The 17,195-nt window shown below is 73.3% G+C and carries 18 protein-coding genes; 9 read left to right on the forward strand and 9 right to left on the reverse strand.

Annotation, left to right across the window (positions count from 1 at the left end; translation table 11 throughout):
- Positions 1–55: 55 nt before the first annotated feature.
- Positions 56–1,294, reverse strand: coding sequence for a type VII secretion-associated serine protease mycosin (gene mycP, locus ACQP00_RS40865; RefSeq protein WP_433207177.1), 1,239 nt, complete (start codon positions 1,292–1,294; stop codon positions 56–58).
- Between the two features lie 111 nt (positions 1,295–1,405).
- On the opposite strand from mycP, the gene ACQP00_RS40870 reads away from it, so the two are divergent.
- Positions 1,406–2,002, forward strand: coding sequence for an RraA family protein (locus tag ACQP00_RS40870; RefSeq protein WP_433224154.1), 597 nt, complete (start codon positions 1,406–1,408; stop codon positions 2,000–2,002).
- On the opposite strand, the gene ACQP00_RS40875 is transcribed toward ACQP00_RS40870, so the two are convergent.
- The 5 genes from ACQP00_RS40875 to ACQP00_RS40895 all read right to left on the reverse strand — a co-directional run bounded on the left by ACQP00_RS40875 (position 1,992) and on the right by ACQP00_RS40895 (position 7,686).
- Positions 1,992–3,164, reverse strand: a complete 1,173-nt coding sequence (locus tag ACQP00_RS40875; protein WP_433207180.1) for a hypothetical protein — start codon at positions 3,162–3,164, stop codon at positions 1,992–1,994. The two genes, ACQP00_RS40870 and ACQP00_RS40875, sit on opposite strands and share 11 nt — an antisense overlap.
- The gene (locus tag ACQP00_RS40880) at positions 3,161–4,252 is read right to left on the reverse strand and encodes a HesA/MoeB/ThiF family protein (RefSeq protein ID WP_433207182.1); all 1,092 of its coding nucleotides are present in this window, start codon (positions 4,250–4,252) and stop codon (positions 3,161–3,163) included. Before ACQP00_RS40880 ends, ACQP00_RS40875 begins: the two co-directional genes overlap by 4 nt.
- A gap of 240 nt (positions 4,253–4,492) precedes the next feature.
- Positions 4,493–4,843 carry a DUF742 domain-containing protein gene (locus tag ACQP00_RS40885; protein ID WP_433207185.1) on the reverse strand — a complete coding sequence of 117 codons (351 nt, stop codon included), beginning with the start codon at positions 4,841–4,843 and terminating at the stop codon, positions 4,493–4,495.
- Positions 4,844–4,867: 24 nt separating this feature from the next.
- A complete protein-coding gene (locus ACQP00_RS40890) occupies positions 4,868–5,275 on the reverse strand; it encodes a roadblock/LC7 domain-containing protein (RefSeq protein WP_433207188.1) in 408 nt (135 codons plus the stop codon).
- A complete protein-coding gene (locus ACQP00_RS40895; protein WP_433207191.1) occupies positions 5,272–7,686 on the reverse strand; it encodes a sensor histidine kinase in 2,415 nt (804 codons plus the stop codon). The genes ACQP00_RS40890 and ACQP00_RS40895 overlap by 4 nt, the downstream gene beginning before the upstream one ends.
- A 315-nt stretch (positions 7,687–8,001) precedes the next feature.
- Between ACQP00_RS40895 and ACQP00_RS40900 the strand changes: the two genes are divergently transcribed.
- The 7 genes from ACQP00_RS40900 (at position 8,002) to ACQP00_RS40930 (ending at position 14,362) form a co-directional block, all read left to right on the forward strand.
- Positions 8,002–9,129, forward strand: coding sequence for an ABC transporter substrate-binding protein (locus ACQP00_RS40900; RefSeq protein WP_433224156.1), 1,128 nt, complete (start codon positions 8,002–8,004; stop codon positions 9,127–9,129).
- A 79-nt stretch (positions 9,130–9,208) separates the two neighbouring features.
- On the forward strand, positions 9,209–10,183 hold the full coding sequence (locus tag ACQP00_RS40905) for an ABC transporter substrate-binding protein (protein ID WP_433207194.1): 975 nt from the start codon (positions 9,209–9,211) through the stop codon (positions 10,181–10,183).
- A 2-nt stretch (positions 10,184–10,185) separates the two neighbouring features.
- Positions 10,186–11,007, forward strand: coding sequence for a class I SAM-dependent methyltransferase (locus tag ACQP00_RS40910; RefSeq protein ID WP_433207197.1), 822 nt, complete (start codon positions 10,186–10,188; stop codon positions 11,005–11,007).
- The gene (locus ACQP00_RS40915; protein ID WP_433207200.1) at positions 11,000–11,776 is read left to right on the forward strand and encodes an ABC transporter permease; all 777 of its coding nucleotides are present in this window, start codon (positions 11,000–11,002) and stop codon (positions 11,774–11,776) included. The genes ACQP00_RS40910 and ACQP00_RS40915 overlap by 8 nt, the downstream gene beginning before the upstream one ends.
- A 17-nt stretch (positions 11,777–11,793) precedes the next feature.
- Positions 11,794–12,561: an ABC transporter ATP-binding protein gene (locus ACQP00_RS40920; RefSeq protein ID WP_433207202.1), complete on the forward strand. Its 768-nt coding sequence runs from the start codon at positions 11,794–11,796 to the stop codon at positions 12,559–12,561.
- A 221-nt stretch (positions 12,562–12,782) separates the two neighbouring features.
- Complete coding sequence (locus tag ACQP00_RS40925; RefSeq protein ID WP_433207205.1) at positions 12,783–13,895, forward strand: C1 family peptidase; 1,113 nt, start codon at positions 12,783–12,785, stop codon at positions 13,893–13,895.
- A 17-nt stretch (positions 13,896–13,912) separates the two neighbouring features.
- Positions 13,913–14,362 carry a hypothetical protein gene (locus tag ACQP00_RS40930; RefSeq protein ID WP_433207207.1) on the forward strand — a complete coding sequence of 150 codons (450 nt, stop codon included), beginning with the start codon at positions 13,913–13,915 and terminating at the stop codon, positions 14,360–14,362.
- Positions 14,363–14,385: 23 nt separating this feature from the next.
- Here ACQP00_RS40930 and ACQP00_RS40935 read toward each other — a convergent pair whose 3' ends face one another.
- Together ACQP00_RS40935 and ACQP00_RS40940 are read right to left on the reverse strand one after the other, a co-directional pair.
- Positions 14,386–14,709: a protease inhibitor I42 family protein gene (locus ACQP00_RS40935; protein WP_433207210.1), complete on the reverse strand. Its 324-nt coding sequence runs from the start codon at positions 14,707–14,709 to the stop codon at positions 14,386–14,388.
- 24 nt (positions 14,710–14,733) lie between these two features.
- Positions 14,734–15,054: an STAS domain-containing protein gene (locus ACQP00_RS40940; protein ID WP_433207213.1), complete on the reverse strand. Its 321-nt coding sequence runs from the start codon at positions 15,052–15,054 to the stop codon at positions 14,734–14,736.
- A 110-nt stretch (positions 15,055–15,164) separates the two neighbouring features.
- Here ACQP00_RS40940 and ACQP00_RS40945 point away from each other — a divergent pair, with 110 nt between their 5' ends.
- Complete coding sequence (locus ACQP00_RS40945; protein WP_433207216.1) at positions 15,165–16,259, forward strand: trypsin-like peptidase domain-containing protein; 1,095 nt, start codon at positions 15,165–15,167, stop codon at positions 16,257–16,259.
- Here the strand turns inward: ACQP00_RS40945 and ACQP00_RS40950 are convergent.
- Positions 16,246–17,181 carry a hypothetical protein gene (locus tag ACQP00_RS40950; protein WP_433207219.1) on the reverse strand — a complete coding sequence of 312 codons (936 nt, stop codon included), beginning with the start codon at positions 17,179–17,181 and terminating at the stop codon, positions 16,246–16,248. The two genes, ACQP00_RS40945 and ACQP00_RS40950, sit on opposite strands and share 14 nt — an antisense overlap.
- Positions 17,182–17,195 lie beyond the last annotated feature (14 nt).

Here is a 17,195-nt window from a genome sequence, read left to right on the forward strand (position 1 = left end):
CTTAACGCAGCCGGGCCATCCATCGACGACCCCTTGGCATTGACCGGGAAAAATATCATCGCGGCCGCGCCGACCGGCTGGTGATGCTCACGGTCCGGCCGACGACCGGGGTGAACCCGCCGTCCGGCCCGGCCGTCTCCGCGTCCTGCGCGGACCGCCCCGCCCGCCACTGCCGGGCCCGCCCGCGGCGCAGCACCGGCGCCGCGATCAGGATGAGCACCGCGACCAGCAGCAGGCCCGCGGCGACGGCACCGCCGACGCGCCGTACCGTGGCATCGGCGTCGACCCGATCCGCCGGCGCGGCCAGCTGCCCCGTCGCCGCCGGCCCGGGGGTGCGCACGGTGCGGAACACCGCGGCGACGGCCTGGTAGGGGTTGACCACGCCGTACCCGACCTGCTCGTTGTGCCCCTGCGGCGGGTGGTCGGCGGTGCTGCGGATCCGGTCGGAGACCTCGGTCGCACTGAGATCCGGCTGGTACGCCCTGATCAGCGCCGCGACCCCGGAAACGTACGCGGCCGCGAAGCTCGTCCCGCCCTCCTCCAGCAGCCCGTAGCCCCCGCCGCGCGGCGCCGGCCCGATGATCTCCATCCCCGGTGCCGCCACGTCGACGTACTCCCCGGTGCTGGACGTGCTCACCCGCTGGTCCTGCCGATCCACCCCGGCGACCGCGATGACCCCCGGGTAGGCGGCCGGAAAGATCGGCTGCCCGTCGTTCGCCCCGCCACCCTCGTTCCCGGCCGCCGCGACCACCACGATCTTGTGGTCGATCGCCGACTTCACCGCGTCGGCCAGCTCCTGCGTGGGGTTGCGAATCTGCAGCGAGAGGTTGATCACCTGCACGTTGGCCGCGATCGCGTCCCGGATCGCCTGCGCCACGATGGCCGGCTCCCGCGGATCGTTGGTGTTCTTCCCGGCCAGCACCCGCAACGGCAGAATCTTCGCGTCGGGCGCGATCCCGGAGAAGGTCGCGTCGGGCGAGTCCTTCCCGGCGATGATCGCCGCCACGACGGTCCCGTGCCCGACCGCGTCGCAGGTCGGATCGGTCCCGCCCTGCGTGTAGTCCTTGCCGGCGAGGACCTTCCCGGCCAGCTTGGGATGCTGATCCGACACCCCGGAGTCGATGACCGCCACGGTGACCCCGCCCCCGCGCGAGAGCTGCCAGGCGTTCCCGGGCTGCAGCCGCAGCAACGGCCACGGCGTCTCGGTGAGCTGATCGGAGCGCGACTGCCCGCAGTTGTTGGCCGCGTACAGCGGCACCCGAGCGGACGCGGGCGCCGCCGTCCCGGCCACCACCAGGGCAATGGCAGTGACAGCCGTCAACACAGAGGCGCGCCGCACGCCCGAAAGCGTACCGGCACGCCCCTCGATGCGTGACCCGCCCGTGCGAGACTGCGGGGCGTGGACATGGAAGCCATCCGGCGGCTCGCGGCCGCGGTCGACACCACCGCGGTCTGTGATGCCGACCGCGACGTCCGGGTCATGGCGCCCGAGCTGCGCTGCCGCTCCGCCAACCCGGTCATCTGCGGCCCCGCGGTGACGGTCCGGTGCCGGGGCGACTTCCTCGGCGTCATTCAGGCGATCGACCAGGCGCGGCCCGGTGACGTCGTCGTGGTCGACGGTGGTGGCGAGCGGATCGCCCTGGCCGGTGAGCTGTTCGCCCGCGCCGCCCTCGGCAAGCGGCTCGGCGGGATCATCGTCGACGCCGCCTACCGGGACATGCGGTTCGTCAGCACCTGCGACCTTCCCGTGTACAGCCGCCACGTGACCCCGAGGGCCGGCACCAGAAGCACCCCGGCCACCGTGAACGAGCCCGTCACCTGCGGCGGCGTCAAAGTAGACCCGGGTGACCTCGTCCTGGCCGACCACGACGGCATCCTGGTGCTCGACCCCGACGCCGCCGAAGCGCAACTCCAGGCCGCCGCGACCGTCATGGACTTCGAGGCCAGGATCGTCGAGCGGCTGGACAACGGCGTCTCGCTGACCGACAGCCTCAAGCAGTAGGCCGTCGCCGCAGCGCGGACAGGCCGAACCAGGCCGCCGCCGCGACCGGGGCGTATGCCAGCAGTGCGACCAGCAAGCCCCACCAGAACCTTAAGCTGCCCGCCCCGCTTGCGAAGCCGGCCCAGGCCCACCGGCCCACGTCCACCAGCAGCGGCCCGTAGTACAGCGCGAGGTACGCCCCGGCCAGCGGGTAGCCCACCAGGCGGACCCAGCGGAACCACGATCCCACCCGCACGTCGCGCGGGGCCGCCGCGGCCAGTTCGGCCCGTTGCGCGGCATCGAGGCGGCCGGCGGCGCGGCGCAGCAACAGGGACGACACCCGCCACAGGTCGTGGCAGCCGGTGGCGGTGACCAGCACGCCGTACAGGTCGGTGCGCAGGAACACCATGCACTGCCACAGGATGCCGGCGACCACGGCGTACACCATCGCCGGCACCGGGATCACCGGACCCGCCGCCAGCTGTACGCCCAGCAGCATCGCCAGCACCACCCCGTCCACGGCCAGCCCGGCGAGCTGCGGGCCGTAGCGTTGCCGCCGGGGAACGCTCCACAGCTGCGACAGGTCGGTCTCGAAGACGAGGAAGAACAGCCGCCGGTCGACGCCGAAGCGGCTGCGCAGTCCGAGGGAGCGCGCGGCCAGCCAGTGCCACACCTCGTGCAGGGCGACCAGGGCGTAGCCGATCGGCAGCAGGATCAGCAGCGAGGTGCCCAGCTCGCCGGTGGTCGACAGCACGTCGCCGGGCCGTGGCCACAGGTCGGGCCGGAGCAGGAAACAGGCGACGGCGAAGACGGCGGCCGCGGCGTACCCGCACCACGCCGCGGTCGAGAACAGCGGGCGGACGAGGGCCGGCGGCGGGCCGCCCGTCCATCCGCGTTGCTGGACCGGGGCGGTAGCGGGGAGTACAGCTGCGGCATGTTCGGTGTCGACGAAGCCCAGATCGGTCAGTGCGGTCACGAAGTCGGCCAGGTCGACCGGCTCACCGGCGAACTCGGCCGCGCGGGCCGCCGCCTCGTCCAGGGTCGCGCCGTCGAGCAGGGCGCGCACCACCACGCCCCCGACCGGCGGGACGGCGACGAACGTGCCGCGCTCCGGGTCGCCGATCAGAACCTCGTCGCCCTCCTCGACGACCGAGAGCGGGCGCAGGCGCAGGACGGCGGTCACGGCGCGCACACCGGGCAGCCGGGGTCGCGCGGCCACGCCTCGCGGCGCTGCTGGCAGCCGCCGGCGATGTCGATCAGGACCTCGGCGCCGGCGACGTACGGGGGCTCGTAGCCCGTCAGGTACCGCAGTGCCTCGAAGGCGACCAGGGAGCCGACCAGCGCCGCGGCCGGGCCGTTGGCGCGGTTGAGGCTCGGCACGCCCGCGCTCAGTCGCTGGGCCGTCACCGCCGCCGGATTCAGGGCCGTCGCCGCGACTTCGCGGCCGTCGCCGTACGCGCGGACGCGGCACGCCACGCACGCGCTGCGGCCGGGGTCGACGGAGTAGTAGATGAGCTGGGAACCGGTCATGCCGCCGCGGACGTGCGGGACGCCGGCGGCCACGCACGCCGCGTTGACCCAGGCGTCGATGTGCTCGCCCTGGTCGATGCCGGCGACGACGACGTCGACGCCGGGCAGGAGGTCGGCGAGGTCGGCCGGGCCGGTGATCCAGCGGCGGACGGTGCGCACGTCGATGGCGGGGTTGTTGGCGCGGACCCACGCGGCGGCGCGGTCGACCTTCGGGGTGCCGAGGTCGGCCTCGCGGTACAGGAACTGCCGGGCGAGGTTCCGCGGCTCGACCACGTCGTCGTCCAAGATGGTGATCCGCCCGACGCCGAGCCCGGCCAGGCTCTGCAGGACGCTGGAGCCCAGGCCGCCGGCCCCGAGCTGCAGCACGTGGGCGCCCCGCACGCGGGCCAGCAGGTCGGCGTCGCTGCGCTCAAGCGACGCGAACAGGTCGAAGAAGGCGAGGTTGCTGAAGTCGCGCCCGGCGCGGTCGCGATCGGCCGAGCGGTCCGGGTCGCACAGGATCCGCAGGCCGTCGAGGGCCTCCAGGGCGTCCGCCAGCTCGTCCAGGGTGACCTCGTCGCCGCCGGCGGCCAGGGTCGCGCGCAGCTCGGCGGCGGTGCCGGGGTGGTCGCGCAGGACGGTCAGCAGGCGCTCCACCTGCCCCTCGGGATCGCCGAGCTCGATCACGCGGCTGGGGTCGCACACCAGCAGCAGCCCGTCGCCGGCCCGTTCCCACGCACACTGCTTGAGGCCGATCCGCATGAAGTCCCCCCACGAAGCGGACGGCCGCCCGGAAGCCCCCGGACGGCCGCTCCCGTCAGATCAGCAGTGCGAGTTCCCGGTCGACTTCACCGACTCCACCGTGCGGATTTCGATCTTCATCCCCGTCACCTCCTCCGATCGGACGACCACCATCGTGGGCCGCGCCGCTGCGAAAACGCTTCGATCGGCCTACCACGGCCGTAGCGCGGTGATAGGCGCCCTGGTCAGAGGCTCAGCGGCTCAGAGGTTGCGCAGGCCGATCAGCACGCGCTCCAGGAGGCTGTCCTCGGCCTCGACCGGCTCGTGCAGGGTCAGGATGCCCGCGGTGATCATGTCGGCGACGAGGACCCGGGCCACCCCGAGCGGCACGCGCAGGCTCGCCGCGATCTCGGCCAGCGACTGCGGGCGGTCGGTGCAGAGGTTCGCGATGAGCAGCTGGTCCCGCCCGGCGTACCGGCTCGCCTCGATCCCCATCCGCATGGTCAGCATCAGGGCCTCGATCGCGATCTCGTGCGTGGGCTCCGTCCGGCCGCGGGTCACCGCGTAGGGACGCACGAGCGCCCCCCGCGGATCCTCCTCGCCGTGCACCATGCCGCCCTCCCCCGCCGTCGCCCGCTAACCGACGACGCTCTCGCGCGGCGGAGCGACCAGCGACTTGCCGACCCTTTCGACCAGCAACGCCATCTCGTACCCGACGTGCCCCACATCGCACGCCCGCGCGGCCAGCACCACCAGTGAGGAGCCGTCGCTGATCGCCATGAGGATCAGGTACCCGGCCTCCATGTGCACGATCGTCTGCTGCACCCGCCCGCCCTCGAAGTGCCGCGCGGCCCCGTCGGTGAGGCTGACCAGCCCGGCCGTGATCGACGCGAGCTGCTCGGCCCGGTCCGGCGGCAGGTCCCCGGTGGCCGCCAGCAGCAGCCCGTCGGACGAGACGGCGATGACGTGCGCCACCCCCTCCAGCGGCCGGGCGAAGCTGTCCAGCAGCCAGCTCAGGCTCTCCAGTGCCCCCGGACCCGTCATCCGCGCTTCTCCTCCGTTGCCTGGGCGGGGCCGGGCACGGCGCCGCCGGCCTGGCGTCCGCGCTGGACTCCCCGTTGGTACGACGACAAAAGCCCCCGCAGCTCCTCCGCGCTCGGGCGCTTGAGCTTGGCCGGCCGCTCCGGCACGCCGCCCGGCACGAGCTGGGCCTGCGGCGAGCGGACGGGCAGGCCGGAATCGGTGCGCGCCTCGATGCGCGGCTCCTGCGCGGCCGCCGCGGCGCGCCACCCGGCATCGGCCCTGGTCCGCCACATCCCGGGGTTGCCGTTCGCGGGTCGGGGTGCCGGCGCCGGCCCGGCCAGCACGCTGTGCCCGCGCTCGTGGAACCAGGTCTCCTCGACCGACCGGAAGATCGGCAGTTCCATGGTGTCGTCCGCCGCCGGGGCCGGCGCCGGGGGCTCGGCCCGGGGCCGCTGCGGCAGGGCAGGCCGGCGCTCCTCGGGCCGCATGACCAGCGCGCCGGCGGGGAGCATGACCTCGGCGACGGTACCGCCGCCGGGGTTCTCCGAAAGCCGCACGACGATCTGGTGGCGGGCCGCGAGTCGGCCGACCACCGCGATGCCCATGAGCCGGAACGCGCCCGCGTCGACCGGTGCGGGCTCGGCCAGCCGCCGGTTGAACCCCGGCAGCGACTCGGGCGCGATCCCGATCCCCCGGTCCTCGATCCGCACCATCGTGCGGTCGCCCAGCCGCAGCCCCGACACCAGGACCGGCGCGTGCGGCGGCGAGAACCGCGTCGCGTTGTCGAGCAGCTCGGCGAGCAGCCGCACCACGTCGTTGACCGCCGGCGCCGCGACGAACACCCCGCCGTCGACCTCGGCGAACTCGACCCGCTCGTACAGCTCGATCTCCGACTGCGCCGCCCGGATCGCGTCCACCAGCGGGGCGTCCTGCCGGCGCGGCGGCGCGGTGTCGGCCCCGGCCAGCACCAGCACGTTCTCGTCGTTGCGGCGCATCCGGGTGGCGAGGTGGTCGAGCTGGAAGAGCTGGGCCAGCCGCTTGGGGTCCTCCTCGCCGCGCTCGATCCGGTCGAGCTGGCCGATCATCCGGTCGACCAGGGTCTGGCTGCGCCGGGCCAGGCTGAGGAACATCGCCGAGACGCTGTTGCGCAGCACCGCCTGCTCGGCCGCGACCCGGACCGCCTCGCGGTGCACGGTGTCGAACGCGCGCACCACCTCGCCGATCTCGTCGCGGCTGTCGAACCCGGCCGGGCCGCGGACCTGGTCGGCGATCTCCTGCGGGGACCGCTCGTCCATGGTCCGGGCGTCGCGCAGCCGCAGCACCAGCTCGGGCAGGTCGTGCTCGGCCACGCCGAGCGCGGTCAGCCGCAGCCGGCGCAGCGAGCGGACCATCGAGCGGGCGGTGACCACGGCCAGGCCGGCCACCAGGGCCAGCACCGCGAAGAGCACGACGGACTCCACCACGACCTGCCGGCGCACCCCGCTGCCGATCGCCGCCGCGTCCCCGACCAGCTGCTCGTCGAGGCGGGCCTCGGTCCAGCGCATCAGGTCGTTGACGGCACCGAAGACGGCCACGGCGTCTTCGGCGTCCACAGTGGCCGGTTGGCCGACCGTGCGCTGCAGGGTGCTGGTCAGGTCGTCGGCCATCTGGGTCGCGTCGCCGGCGATGGCCGCCTCGACGATGCGGCGCTGGGGCACGCTGGCCGACAGCGAGAACGCGACGAACGCCTCCTGCTGGCCGGTGAGCGTGGCCAGCAGCGCGGCGAGCTGATGGGCGTCGAGCGAGCCGGTCTTCAGCGCGGCGAAGCTGACCGCCTCCTGCTCCGAGACGAGCGCCTTGGCCTTGGAGAACGCCGCGGCCGCGCGCAGCTCGTCGGCCAGCGTCTGGTCGGTGCGGACCTGGGCCACGGCCTCGCGGTACGAGACCAGGTCGTCGGCGACGACGCCGTAGCGCAGCAGCACCTCGGCCACCGAGACGCCCTGCCGGCCGCCGACGTCCTTGCGGATCGCCGCGAGCACGTCGAGCTGGTCGTCGATGCGGTGCAACCGGTCCCGCACCCCGGCCGGGACGCCGCCGAGGGAGTCGCGGCGCTTGACGTAGCCGACGACCGCGGCGTCGGTCCGCACGATCTGCCGGTTGTACGCCTCGGCCTTGGCGTCGGGCGAGGCCAGCAGCGCGGCGGCGGCCATCCGCTCCAGGTGCACCTCCTGGGCGAGCGCGGAGACGTCGGCCGAGAGCCGGGTCAGCGCGCCGACCGCGTCCGCGTCGCCGGCCCGGGCGCTCGCGTCGTGCAGGCGCAGCGCGGCCAGCGTGACGATGGCCAGCAGCGGGACGAGCAGGATCAGGCCGAGCTTGGCGCGGATGCGGGCATTGGCCAGCCGGGGCGCGCGAAACCGCCACCCGCCGCCGGCCGGCCTCTTCGATGCGGGCATGCGCAAATGCCTCCGCGTGCTCTGGGGTCGACAATGACCGTCGCCTGGGACGTCCCGGCGGATGCGACGGTCGGGCAGGTTGATCCCGGCGGATCCGAGGCGCAGGACACGGCATTTCACCACGAAAAGCAGCACCATGGAACCCTCTCGGTGCCACTGAGTAGATCAATTCGCGGCGCGTAGGTAATCGCAACCGCGGCGCGTATTAAAGACCCTCTTGACCCCCCTCGTACGACTTGGCAAGGTGTGCATCCGAATGCACCGCCAAATCGATCGAGGGGAATCGACTTGCGACGCCGGCGCTTTCTCGCGGCGATGACGGCGGTGCCGGCATTGGCCCTGGGTGCATGCACGGTAGCGAATGCCAACGACCGCCCGGACATCCTCGTGGCGGCCAGTTTGGAACTTTCCGGCGGGGCATCCGACATCGGTGTCGCCTATCAACGGGCCCTCGAACTGCGCGCCGAGCAGATCAACGCGAGCGGGCTGCTCGGCGGGCGGAAGCTCAGCGTGCGGGTGCAGGACAACCGGGGCGACCCGGCGACCGCGCTGACCCAGATCACCGCCTTCGCGGCGGACCCGGCGGTGACCGCGATCATCACCGGGACCTGTGCCGACTGCGCGAGCGGGGCGGCCAAGGTGATCGACGAGCGGAAGGTGCCGGCGATCGCGCTCACGCCGGTCGCCGACGTCACCGCGCCGCCGGCCGAGCGCCGCTACGTCTTCCGGCTCGGCCCGGGCGCCGACGACGACGCGTCCGTGCTGGTCGGCGAGCTGGGCCGGGCCGGGCAGCGCAAGGTCGGGCTGCTCGCGGCCGACGACGCGTACGGCAAACACGGCGCCGACGCCCTGGCCCGCGAGGCCGGCAAGATCGGGGCGAAGGTGGTGGGCCGCGGGCAGTACGCGCCGGGCGAGGCCGACCTGAGCAAGGCGGCCCGGGCGGCGCTGACCGGCGGCCCGGACGCGGTGGTGATCTACGGGTACCCGGCCCAGGCGGCGCTCGCGGTCGGGGCGGTCCGGGCGGCCGGCTACCACGGCCAGGTGTACCTCGACGCGGTCGCGGCGGGCGAGCTCTTCCTCGGCGAGCAGTTCGGCGCCGACGCCACCGCGCTGGTGTTCACCCCGACGCTGGCCATCGACGACGTGATCGCCACGACGCCCGCGAAGGCGGCGCGGCGGCAGTGGTTCCAGGACTACACGTCGCGCTACGGCACCTATCACGGGCACGCCTCGTTCGCGGCGGACGCCCTGCAGCTCATCGCGAATGCGGTCGCCCAGTCCGGCTCGATCGACGGCGCGACCCTGCGGGCCCGGCTGGAAACCGTACAGGTGGATGGCCTGAGTGGCTCCATTCGATTTACACCCGACAATCATTCCGGCCTCACACCGCAATCCCTGGCGATGCTCGAGGCGCGCGGCGGCCGGTGGCGGCTGCTCGGCTAGACCAGCTTTCAACAACTGATTTGGGGGTCAGGCAGTGCGACGGTACCGCGCATTCCTCGTTTCGGCACTTACCGTTTTCTTGATCGGCGCGGCCGGGTGCTCGTCGGATTCCGAACCGGAGTCCGCGGCGGCCGGCGGCGAGAAGGCGCTGGACAAGGTCACGTATCTCACGGCATTCGGCGCGGTCGGCCGCGACGCGTTCGCCTTCGTGGCCCAGGAGAAGGGGTACTTCAAGGAGGCCGGGATCGACGTCACGATCCAGCTCGGCGCGGCCACCGGCGAGAACCTCAAGGGCCTCGCGTCCGGGCAGGCCCAGTTCGCCCAGCTCGACCTCATCGGGGCGTGGATTCTCGCGGGCAAGGGCGAGTACAAGGACTTCCGCACCATCGCCGCGATCCACCAGCAGACGCTCGTGTCGATCGTCGCGCTGGACGGCTCCGGCATCAGCGCGCCCAAGGACCTGGAGGGCAAGAAGCTCGGCGCGGCCACCGGCTCGGTGAACCAGCTGCTATTCCCGGGCTACGCCAAGCTGGCCGGCATCGACGCCACCAAGATCCAGTGGGTCAACGCGCAGCCCGCCCAGCTCCCGGCGCTGCTGGCCGGCGGGCAGGTGCAGGCGCTGAGCACGTTCCTGATCGGCGTCAAGGGCATCGAGAAGGCGGCCGGCGGCAAGAAGACCGTCGTCCTGCCCTACAGCAAGTACCTCGGCGACCTGTACGGCAACGGCCTCATCACCACCGCGAAGATCGCCAAGGAGAACCCGGAGCTCGCCAAGCGGTTCCGCGACGCCGCGCTCAAGGGCCTGCAGTACACGATCGACCACCCGGACGAGGCCGCGCAGATCCTCAAGAAGGCCCAGCCGGCGGCCGACGTCACCGCCGCCGTCGGGGAGATCACGCTGATGAAGCCGTACGTCACCTCCGGCAGCGGCCTGGGCGTGATGGAGCAGGAGCGGGTCGCCCGGGCCATCGCCACGCTGCAGGCGTCCGAGCTCATCCCGGCCGGGCTGACCCCGGACTCGGTCGTGGACTTCTCGCTCACCCCGAAGGCCTGACCGTGACCACATCGACGACCACACCCACCGGACCCGGGCCGTCGCGGTACTCCTTCGACAACGACGACCCGGAGTCCGTCGGCCGGCACAGCCACCTCTCGGACATCCTCGACCCGTTCACGTTCGCGCGGCTCGGCGCGCTCGGCGACCTCACCGGCAAGCGCTGCCTGGAGGTGGGTGCGGGCGGCGGCAGCGTCGCCCGCCGACTGGCCGAGCTCGCGGGGCCGGGCGGCGACGTGCTCGCCACCGACCTCAACGTGCGCCACGTGCCGCTCGACGCCGGGTTCCGGGTGCTGCGCCACGACCTGGTGACGGAGCCGGTGCCGGACGGGCCGTGGGACGTCATCCACGCCCGGCTGGTCCTGCTGCACATCCCGCAGCGCGAGGAGATCGTCGCCCGGCTGGTGGCCGCGCTGGCCCCCGGCGGCGCGCTGGTGATCGAGGACTGGGCCACCGAGTTCGGCCGGCTGTGCCTGGCCGCGCCGGACGAGGCGACGGCGGCGCTGATCGAGGAGTACCGCGACACCCTCGTCGACCGGGTGCTGCCGGCCCGCGGCAACGACCCGACCTGGGCCGCGCGGGTGCACGCGACGATGCTGGCGCACGGGCTGGTCGACGTCGAAACCGAGGTCAACGCCGCCTCCTGGCCCGGCGGCAGCCCCGGCGCCGTCCTGCTCGCGGTCAACGTGGCCCAGCTGCGCGACGACTTCATCGCGGCCGGGTTCACCGAGGAGAAGATCCAGCGGTTGTACTCCGCTGTGCGCGACCCTCGCCTCGTCGTGCGCAGCCACTTCATGTACTCCACCATCGGCCGCCATGCCTGAACAGCGCGCCGCGCCCCGGTGGACCGGCCCGGCCCTGCCCCTCGCCGGGGCAGCGGTCGCGGTCGGCCTGTGGTGGGGCGCGACCGCGGTGTTCGGCATCCGCTCGTTCTTCCTGCCCTCGCCCCCGGACGTGGTGGCGTCGTTCCGGGCCCAGCCGGAGTACCTGCTCACCGAGGCCTGGGCGACGCTGCAGGAGACGGTGGTGGGGTTCCTGATCGCGCTGGCCGCCGGGCTGCTCATCGCGATGCTGCTGACCATGTCCAGCACCGTCGAGCGGGCCACGCTGCCACTGCTCGTCGCGCTCAACTCGATCCCCAAGGTGGCGCTCGCGCCGCTGCTGATCGTGTGGCTCGGCTACGGCCCGGCCCCGAAGATCGTGATGATCGTGCTGATCAGCTTCTTCCCGATCGTGGTGTCGGCCGCCGCCGGGCTGTCGTCCACCCCGGCCGACCTCGGCGAGCTCGCGACCTCGCTCTCCGCGTCCTGGTGGCAGGCGTACCTCAAGGTCCGCCTGCCCTGGGCCCTGCCGCAGGTGTTCGTCGGGCTGAAGCTCGGCATCTCCCTCGCGGTGATCGGCGCGGTGGTGGCCGAGATCAGCAGCCCCAACGGCGGGCTCGGGGCCGTCGTCGTGCTGTCCGGCAGCTCGCTGGACACCCCGCTCGCGTTCGCCGCGATCACGCTGCTGGCGATCCTGAGCATCGTGCTGTTCTACCTCGTCGTGGGCCTGGAGCGGCTGCTGCTGCCCTGGGCGCGGGCGATCACCGCCTAGGGCTTCGGAGGTACCGCATGATCGAGCTCGCCGGGGTGTCGCGAACGTTCCGGACCCGGTCCGGCGACGTGGAGGCGTTGCGGGCGATCGACCTGAGCGCGGCGCCCGGCGAGTTCCTGGCCGTCATCGGGCGGTCCGGCTGCGGCAAGTCGACCCTGCTGCGGCTCGTGGCCGGGCTGCTGCGCCCGAGCGCGGGCCGGGTCGCCATCGGCGGCGCGCCGGTCACCGGCCCGCGGCCCGACGTGGCCCTCATGTTCCAGCGCCCGGCCCTGCTGCCGTGGCGCTCGGTGCTCGCCAACGTGCTGCTGCCGCTGGAGATCCGCGGCCGGGTCCGCGAGCCCGACCGGGACCGGGCCCGCGCCCAGCTCGACGCGGTCGGCCTGGCCGGCTTCCACCGCCGGCTGCCGCACGAGCTGTCCGGCGGCATGCAGCAGCGGGTCGCGTTGTGCCGGGCCCTCATCCAGCGCCCGAGCGTGCTGCTCATGGACGAGCCGTTCTCGGCCCTCGACGCGCTGACCCGCGAGGAGCTCGCCGGGCAGCTGCAGGAGGTGCACATGGAGCTGCGCCCGACCACGATCTTCGTGACCCACTCGATCCAGGAGGCGGTGCTGCTGGCCGACCGCGTCGCGGTGCTGAGCAACCGCCCCGGCCGCGTCCAGCGGGTCATCACCGTGGACATCCCGCGGCCCCGCTCCTTCGGCCACAACGCCCACCTGACCGACGTCGCCGCCCACGTGGCCGAGCTGACCGATCTCCTGCACACGCACGAGCCGTCACCCGTGTGAGTTCCCCCGAAGAGCCGATTCTCCGGTACCGCCCGGTGCGCACCCTCGTCGATCAGTTTCCGCAGGTCAGGCATCGTCCCTGTTGCTTGCCCTGATACATCCGGGCCGCACCTTGGCGTGCCAGATCCGCCCCCGATGATCGCGGAGCGTGGCGTTGACTTGACATTCCGCCACGAGGATGGTTCGGGAGGTCAATGACGACCCGGATGGGGGGAAAGCCGATGCCCGTCAACGAATCCCTCGACCTCAACCACCTCCGCGCCGTGCTCGACCAGTCCGGCGAACCGTGGCGGATCTCCTACACGTCGATGACCGCGCTCACCGAGGCGGAGCGCGTCCGGCGTCTCGGAGTGCCGCCCACGCCGGGCCTCGACGTCGACCACCTCGAGGAGGGCAAGGACGAACGCGCGGCGATGGTGCGCTCGGCGGTCGCCGAGTCCGTCGGCGCGCCGGCCACGTTCGACCTGCGCAACGTGAGCGGCGTCGACTTCACGACGCCGGTCAAGGACCAGCTCTCCTGCGGCTCGTGCGTCTCGTTCGCCACCGTGGCCGCGATGGAGCACGTCCGCCGGTTCACGACCGGCACCTCGGGCCTGGCGATCGACCTGTCCGAGGCGCACCTGTACTACACGCACGGCCGCAACGCCGGCGCCACCTGTTCCAGCGGCTGGTGGCCGGACCAGGCCTGCAACGCGTCCCGCGACATCGGGGTGACCTTCGAGGACTACTTCCCCTACACCCCGGGCGACCAGGACAGCAGCCGGCTCAACTCGGACTGGCCCAACCGGCTCGCCAAGATCACGGCCTGGAAGCTGCTCAACAACAACGCCGCCGAGATGAAGCGATACATCTCCACGTACGGCTCGATCGGCGCCTGCTTCGACGTGTACCAGGACTTCTTCAGCTACGGCGGCGGCGTGTACCGGCACCTGACCGGCTCCTACGCCGGCGGGCACTGCGTCTGCCTCGTCGGGTACGACGATGCGCAGGGCTGCTGGATCGCCAAGAACAGCTGGGGCAACGGCTGGGGTGCGGGCGGCTTCTTCCGCATCGCGTACGGCGAGTGCCGCATCGAGGGCTACCAGACCGTCGGCATCGAGGGCGTGAACGTCCGCGCCTGGCTGCCCGACCAGCTGATCCTGGGGCTGTGGAGCAACGAGTACGACGCCAACGTCTGGGCCTACGGGGCCAACCGCGGCTGGCTCATGCTCGACGGCAACACCGCCGTCACCGACGAGGCGATGCTCCTGGAGCTCTCCGCCTCCAAGGCCCTGCGGCAGCCGGTCGGCCTGTTCGAGGACGCCGGGGCCATCCAGCAGATCTACGCCTGGTGAGCGAAGGAGGAGCATCGATGACCACCAGCAGCGAGCCCATCACGGGCGAGGGCCCCAGCCGGACCCCGCCGAAGAGCGGCGCGATCACCGTGGAGCAGAAGGGCTTCACCGAGCCGAAGGCCTTCTCCGCCGCCGAGGTGGCGGCCAAGACCCAGGCCCCGCCGGCGATCGAGACCGCCCGCCCGACGCTGCTCCCGCCGACGGTGGCCGGAGCGCAGACGATCGCGGCCGACGCGGTGACGGCGACCTGGCGCAGCAACCAGACGGTGACCGCGACCTGGTCCATCTCCGAGCCGCGCAACGCCTGGATGCACGTGAAGGACCTGGGCTGGCGCAAGCTCTACAACGGGCGGGACTGGGCGTTCACCGCCCTCGTCACGCTGGCCGCGCAGGCCCGGCAGACCCAGCGGCCGATCACCTTCCGCGAGGAGGCCGACGGCATGGTCTACGAGATCTACCTGTGGTGACCGGTATTCGCCGTTGTGACCGGTCAGTCGCCGCGGACGGTGACCGCGAGCCGCACCGTCCGCGCCGGCTCGCCCTCCCAGGCGCGGGCCAGGCGCAGCGTGAGGGTGCCGTGGCCGGGACGGGTGGCGTGCAGTGCGACCACCCGCTCCCCCGCGGCGCCCGGGGCCGCCCCGCCGGGCCGGTACTCGTCGGCGTCCACGCTCAACAGGTCGCCGGGCAGGTCGAACTGCCAGCGGTATCCGGTCGTCGGGGTCTCGCCGACGCGGACCACCACCCGGTCGCCCTGCGCGATCGAGACCGTCTCGGCGGTGCTGCCGGGGCCGATGGCCACCGCAACGTCAGCCATATCGACGACTGTACGCCTCTTGGCTCAGGCCGCGGCCGGATAGGCGGCCTTGAAGGCGTGCCGGACCGCGCTGGCGTCCTTGACGAGATGGCAGCGCCCGCGCGGCAGCCGCAGGTCGATCCCGCCCCGCCGGGCCGCCTGCATACTGGCCGCGGCCAGCACCGACACGACCCCGTCGTCGATCGCGACGACGTCGGTGCAGTCCACCATGACGGGCTTGCGCTGCTGCTCGACGAGCTCCCGCAGCACGTCGTAGAGCGCCGGGGCGATCGAGGCGCCGACGACCCCGGACAACCAGACGAGCGAAGCGTCGTCCAGGTGGATCACGACCATCTGCTGTTTCACGGCACCACCTCCGGGTGTGACCCCGCGTGTACCCGATGCGCGAAAACGGCAAACCGGGATGCCTCCGACGTGGCACCGGGGACGCGCCCGGCTGATCTACCATCGCGGCTGTGGACGAGCTGCCGGGCCCGCTGCTGGCCGAGCTGATCGAGCGGCTCGCGACCGCGTACCGCAACCGCACCGACCTCGCCCTCGCGCTGCTGCGGGCGAACGTGCACATCGACGACTTCGCCACGCCCCGCGACCCGGCCCGCACGGTGCTGACCGAGCTGTTCGGCCAGGGCGACGGCGTGTGGCAGCGCGAGATCGCCGCCATCCTGGTCGCCGGGCGGCCCCGCCACCGCGACCTCGCCGCCTGGGCCGCGGAGCACGGGCTGGCCACGGCGGCCGAGCCGGTGCCGGTACCGGCGGCGATGGCGACCTCGCTGGAGCGAACCGTCCGCGAGGGCGAGCCGCGGGTCGACGTCGACGCGTTCATCACCGGCTTCGACGCGCTGCGCTCGCGCGTGTGCCGCGTCCAGCTGGTCGGCGCGCACGTCGAGCCGCTCGGCACCGGGTTCCTCATCGGGCCCGACCTCTGCCTGACCAACCACCACGTCGTCGCGCCGGTGATCGAGGGCCGGCGGCGGCCGCAGGAGCTGCGGCTGCTGTTCGACTTCCAGGTCGTCGACCAGCTGCACCGGCCGGGCGTGCTGTTCGAGCTGGCCGAGGACTGGCTGGTCGCCCGGTCGCCGAGCAGTCTGGCGGACACCGTCGACGATCCGGCCGCCGAGCCCGACCCGCGCCAGGCCGATCTGGCCGTGCTGCGCACCCGCGCACGCCCGGGTGACACCGTACTGATCGGCCGCGGCGGCGAGGAGCGGCGCCGCGGCTGGTTCACCGAGATCCGGCGGGACCCGCTGCCCGAGTCGGGGTCGTTGTACCTGCTGCAGCACGCCGGTCAGGAGCCGCTGACGAGCTCGTTCGGCCGGTCGCTGGGCGCCAACCGCAGCGGCACCCGGCTGCGGCACGCGATGAACACCGCGCCGGGCTCGTCCGGCGGCCCGGTCCTCGACCCGCAGGGCCGGCTCGTCGGCATCCACGTCGCCGGCGATCCGCGGCGCGACGACCGCCCGGCCCGCTTCAACGTGGCCGTCCCGATCGCCGCGATCCGCACCGCGCTGCGCGGGCAACCCGTGGACGCCGACATCCTCAGCACTTCGTGACGGCGGACAGGCTCGCGATCTGGGCCGGGGGAACGACGACCACGCTGCCGTCGTCGGCGCGCCGGAGCCGGACCGGCTCCTGGGCGGTGGCCGGCAGCAGGGTGCCGCACAACCGCGCCCCGTCGACCCGGTTCACCTGCACCGGGGCGGTCGCCGGCGCGCGGGCCGGCAGGAACCACAGCAGCCCGAGCGCGACGGCGAGCAGGCCGAGCGAGCCGACCGCGCTGAAGACCGCCCGGCGCAGGCGGGCCGCGGCCTCGGCGGGCTCGCGGCGCCGCCGGGAATACCAGTCGCGCAGCTCGTCGTCGTCGCGCACCGGCTGCGCGACCGGCCAGCCGTAGGCCACCCGGTAGGCCCGCAGGATCGCCGACCCGGCGGCGGCCACCGCGGCCAGCACCGCGAGCCCGACGAGCAGGCGGCCCCAGCCCGGCAGCGCGGCCACCGCGTCCCGGCCGCCCACCGCGCCGGCGATGCCGAACAGGCCGTAGACGGCGGTGATGCCGGCGATCCACTTCTCGCCCGCGGTCCGCAGCGCGGCGAGCTCCCCGGTCGCCGCCCGGCGCAGCGCGTCGGCCGCCTCGACGAGGTCGGGATCGGCGGCGGCCCGCAGCACGTAGCCGGCCCCGTCCAGCTCGGCCCGCACCGCCCAGCTCCGGCCGCATCCGGTGGTGTCGTCGGCGTCCTCGGGCCGGTCCTTGTGCCGCTGGCCGCAGTGGCAGGCCAGCGTGGCGGTACGGCTGCGGGGCCGGATCTGCGACTCGTAGGCGATGACGGAAAGGGGCACCGTGCCGGCCGACTCGTGCCGACAAGCGGGGCACGGGCCGCTCAGCCGGAGGTCGCCGTCGACCTCGCGAACGGTCCACCCGGCCAACTGCTCGTCGCGGACAGCCATCCGTTCCGCCGAATACGACAGATTGCTCATGCCGCGTATCCTCA

Source organism: Dactylosporangium sp. CS-047395 (assembly GCF_050942185.1).
Classification (GTDB): Bacteria; Actinomycetota; Actinomycetes; order Mycobacteriales; family Micromonosporaceae; genus Dactylosporangium.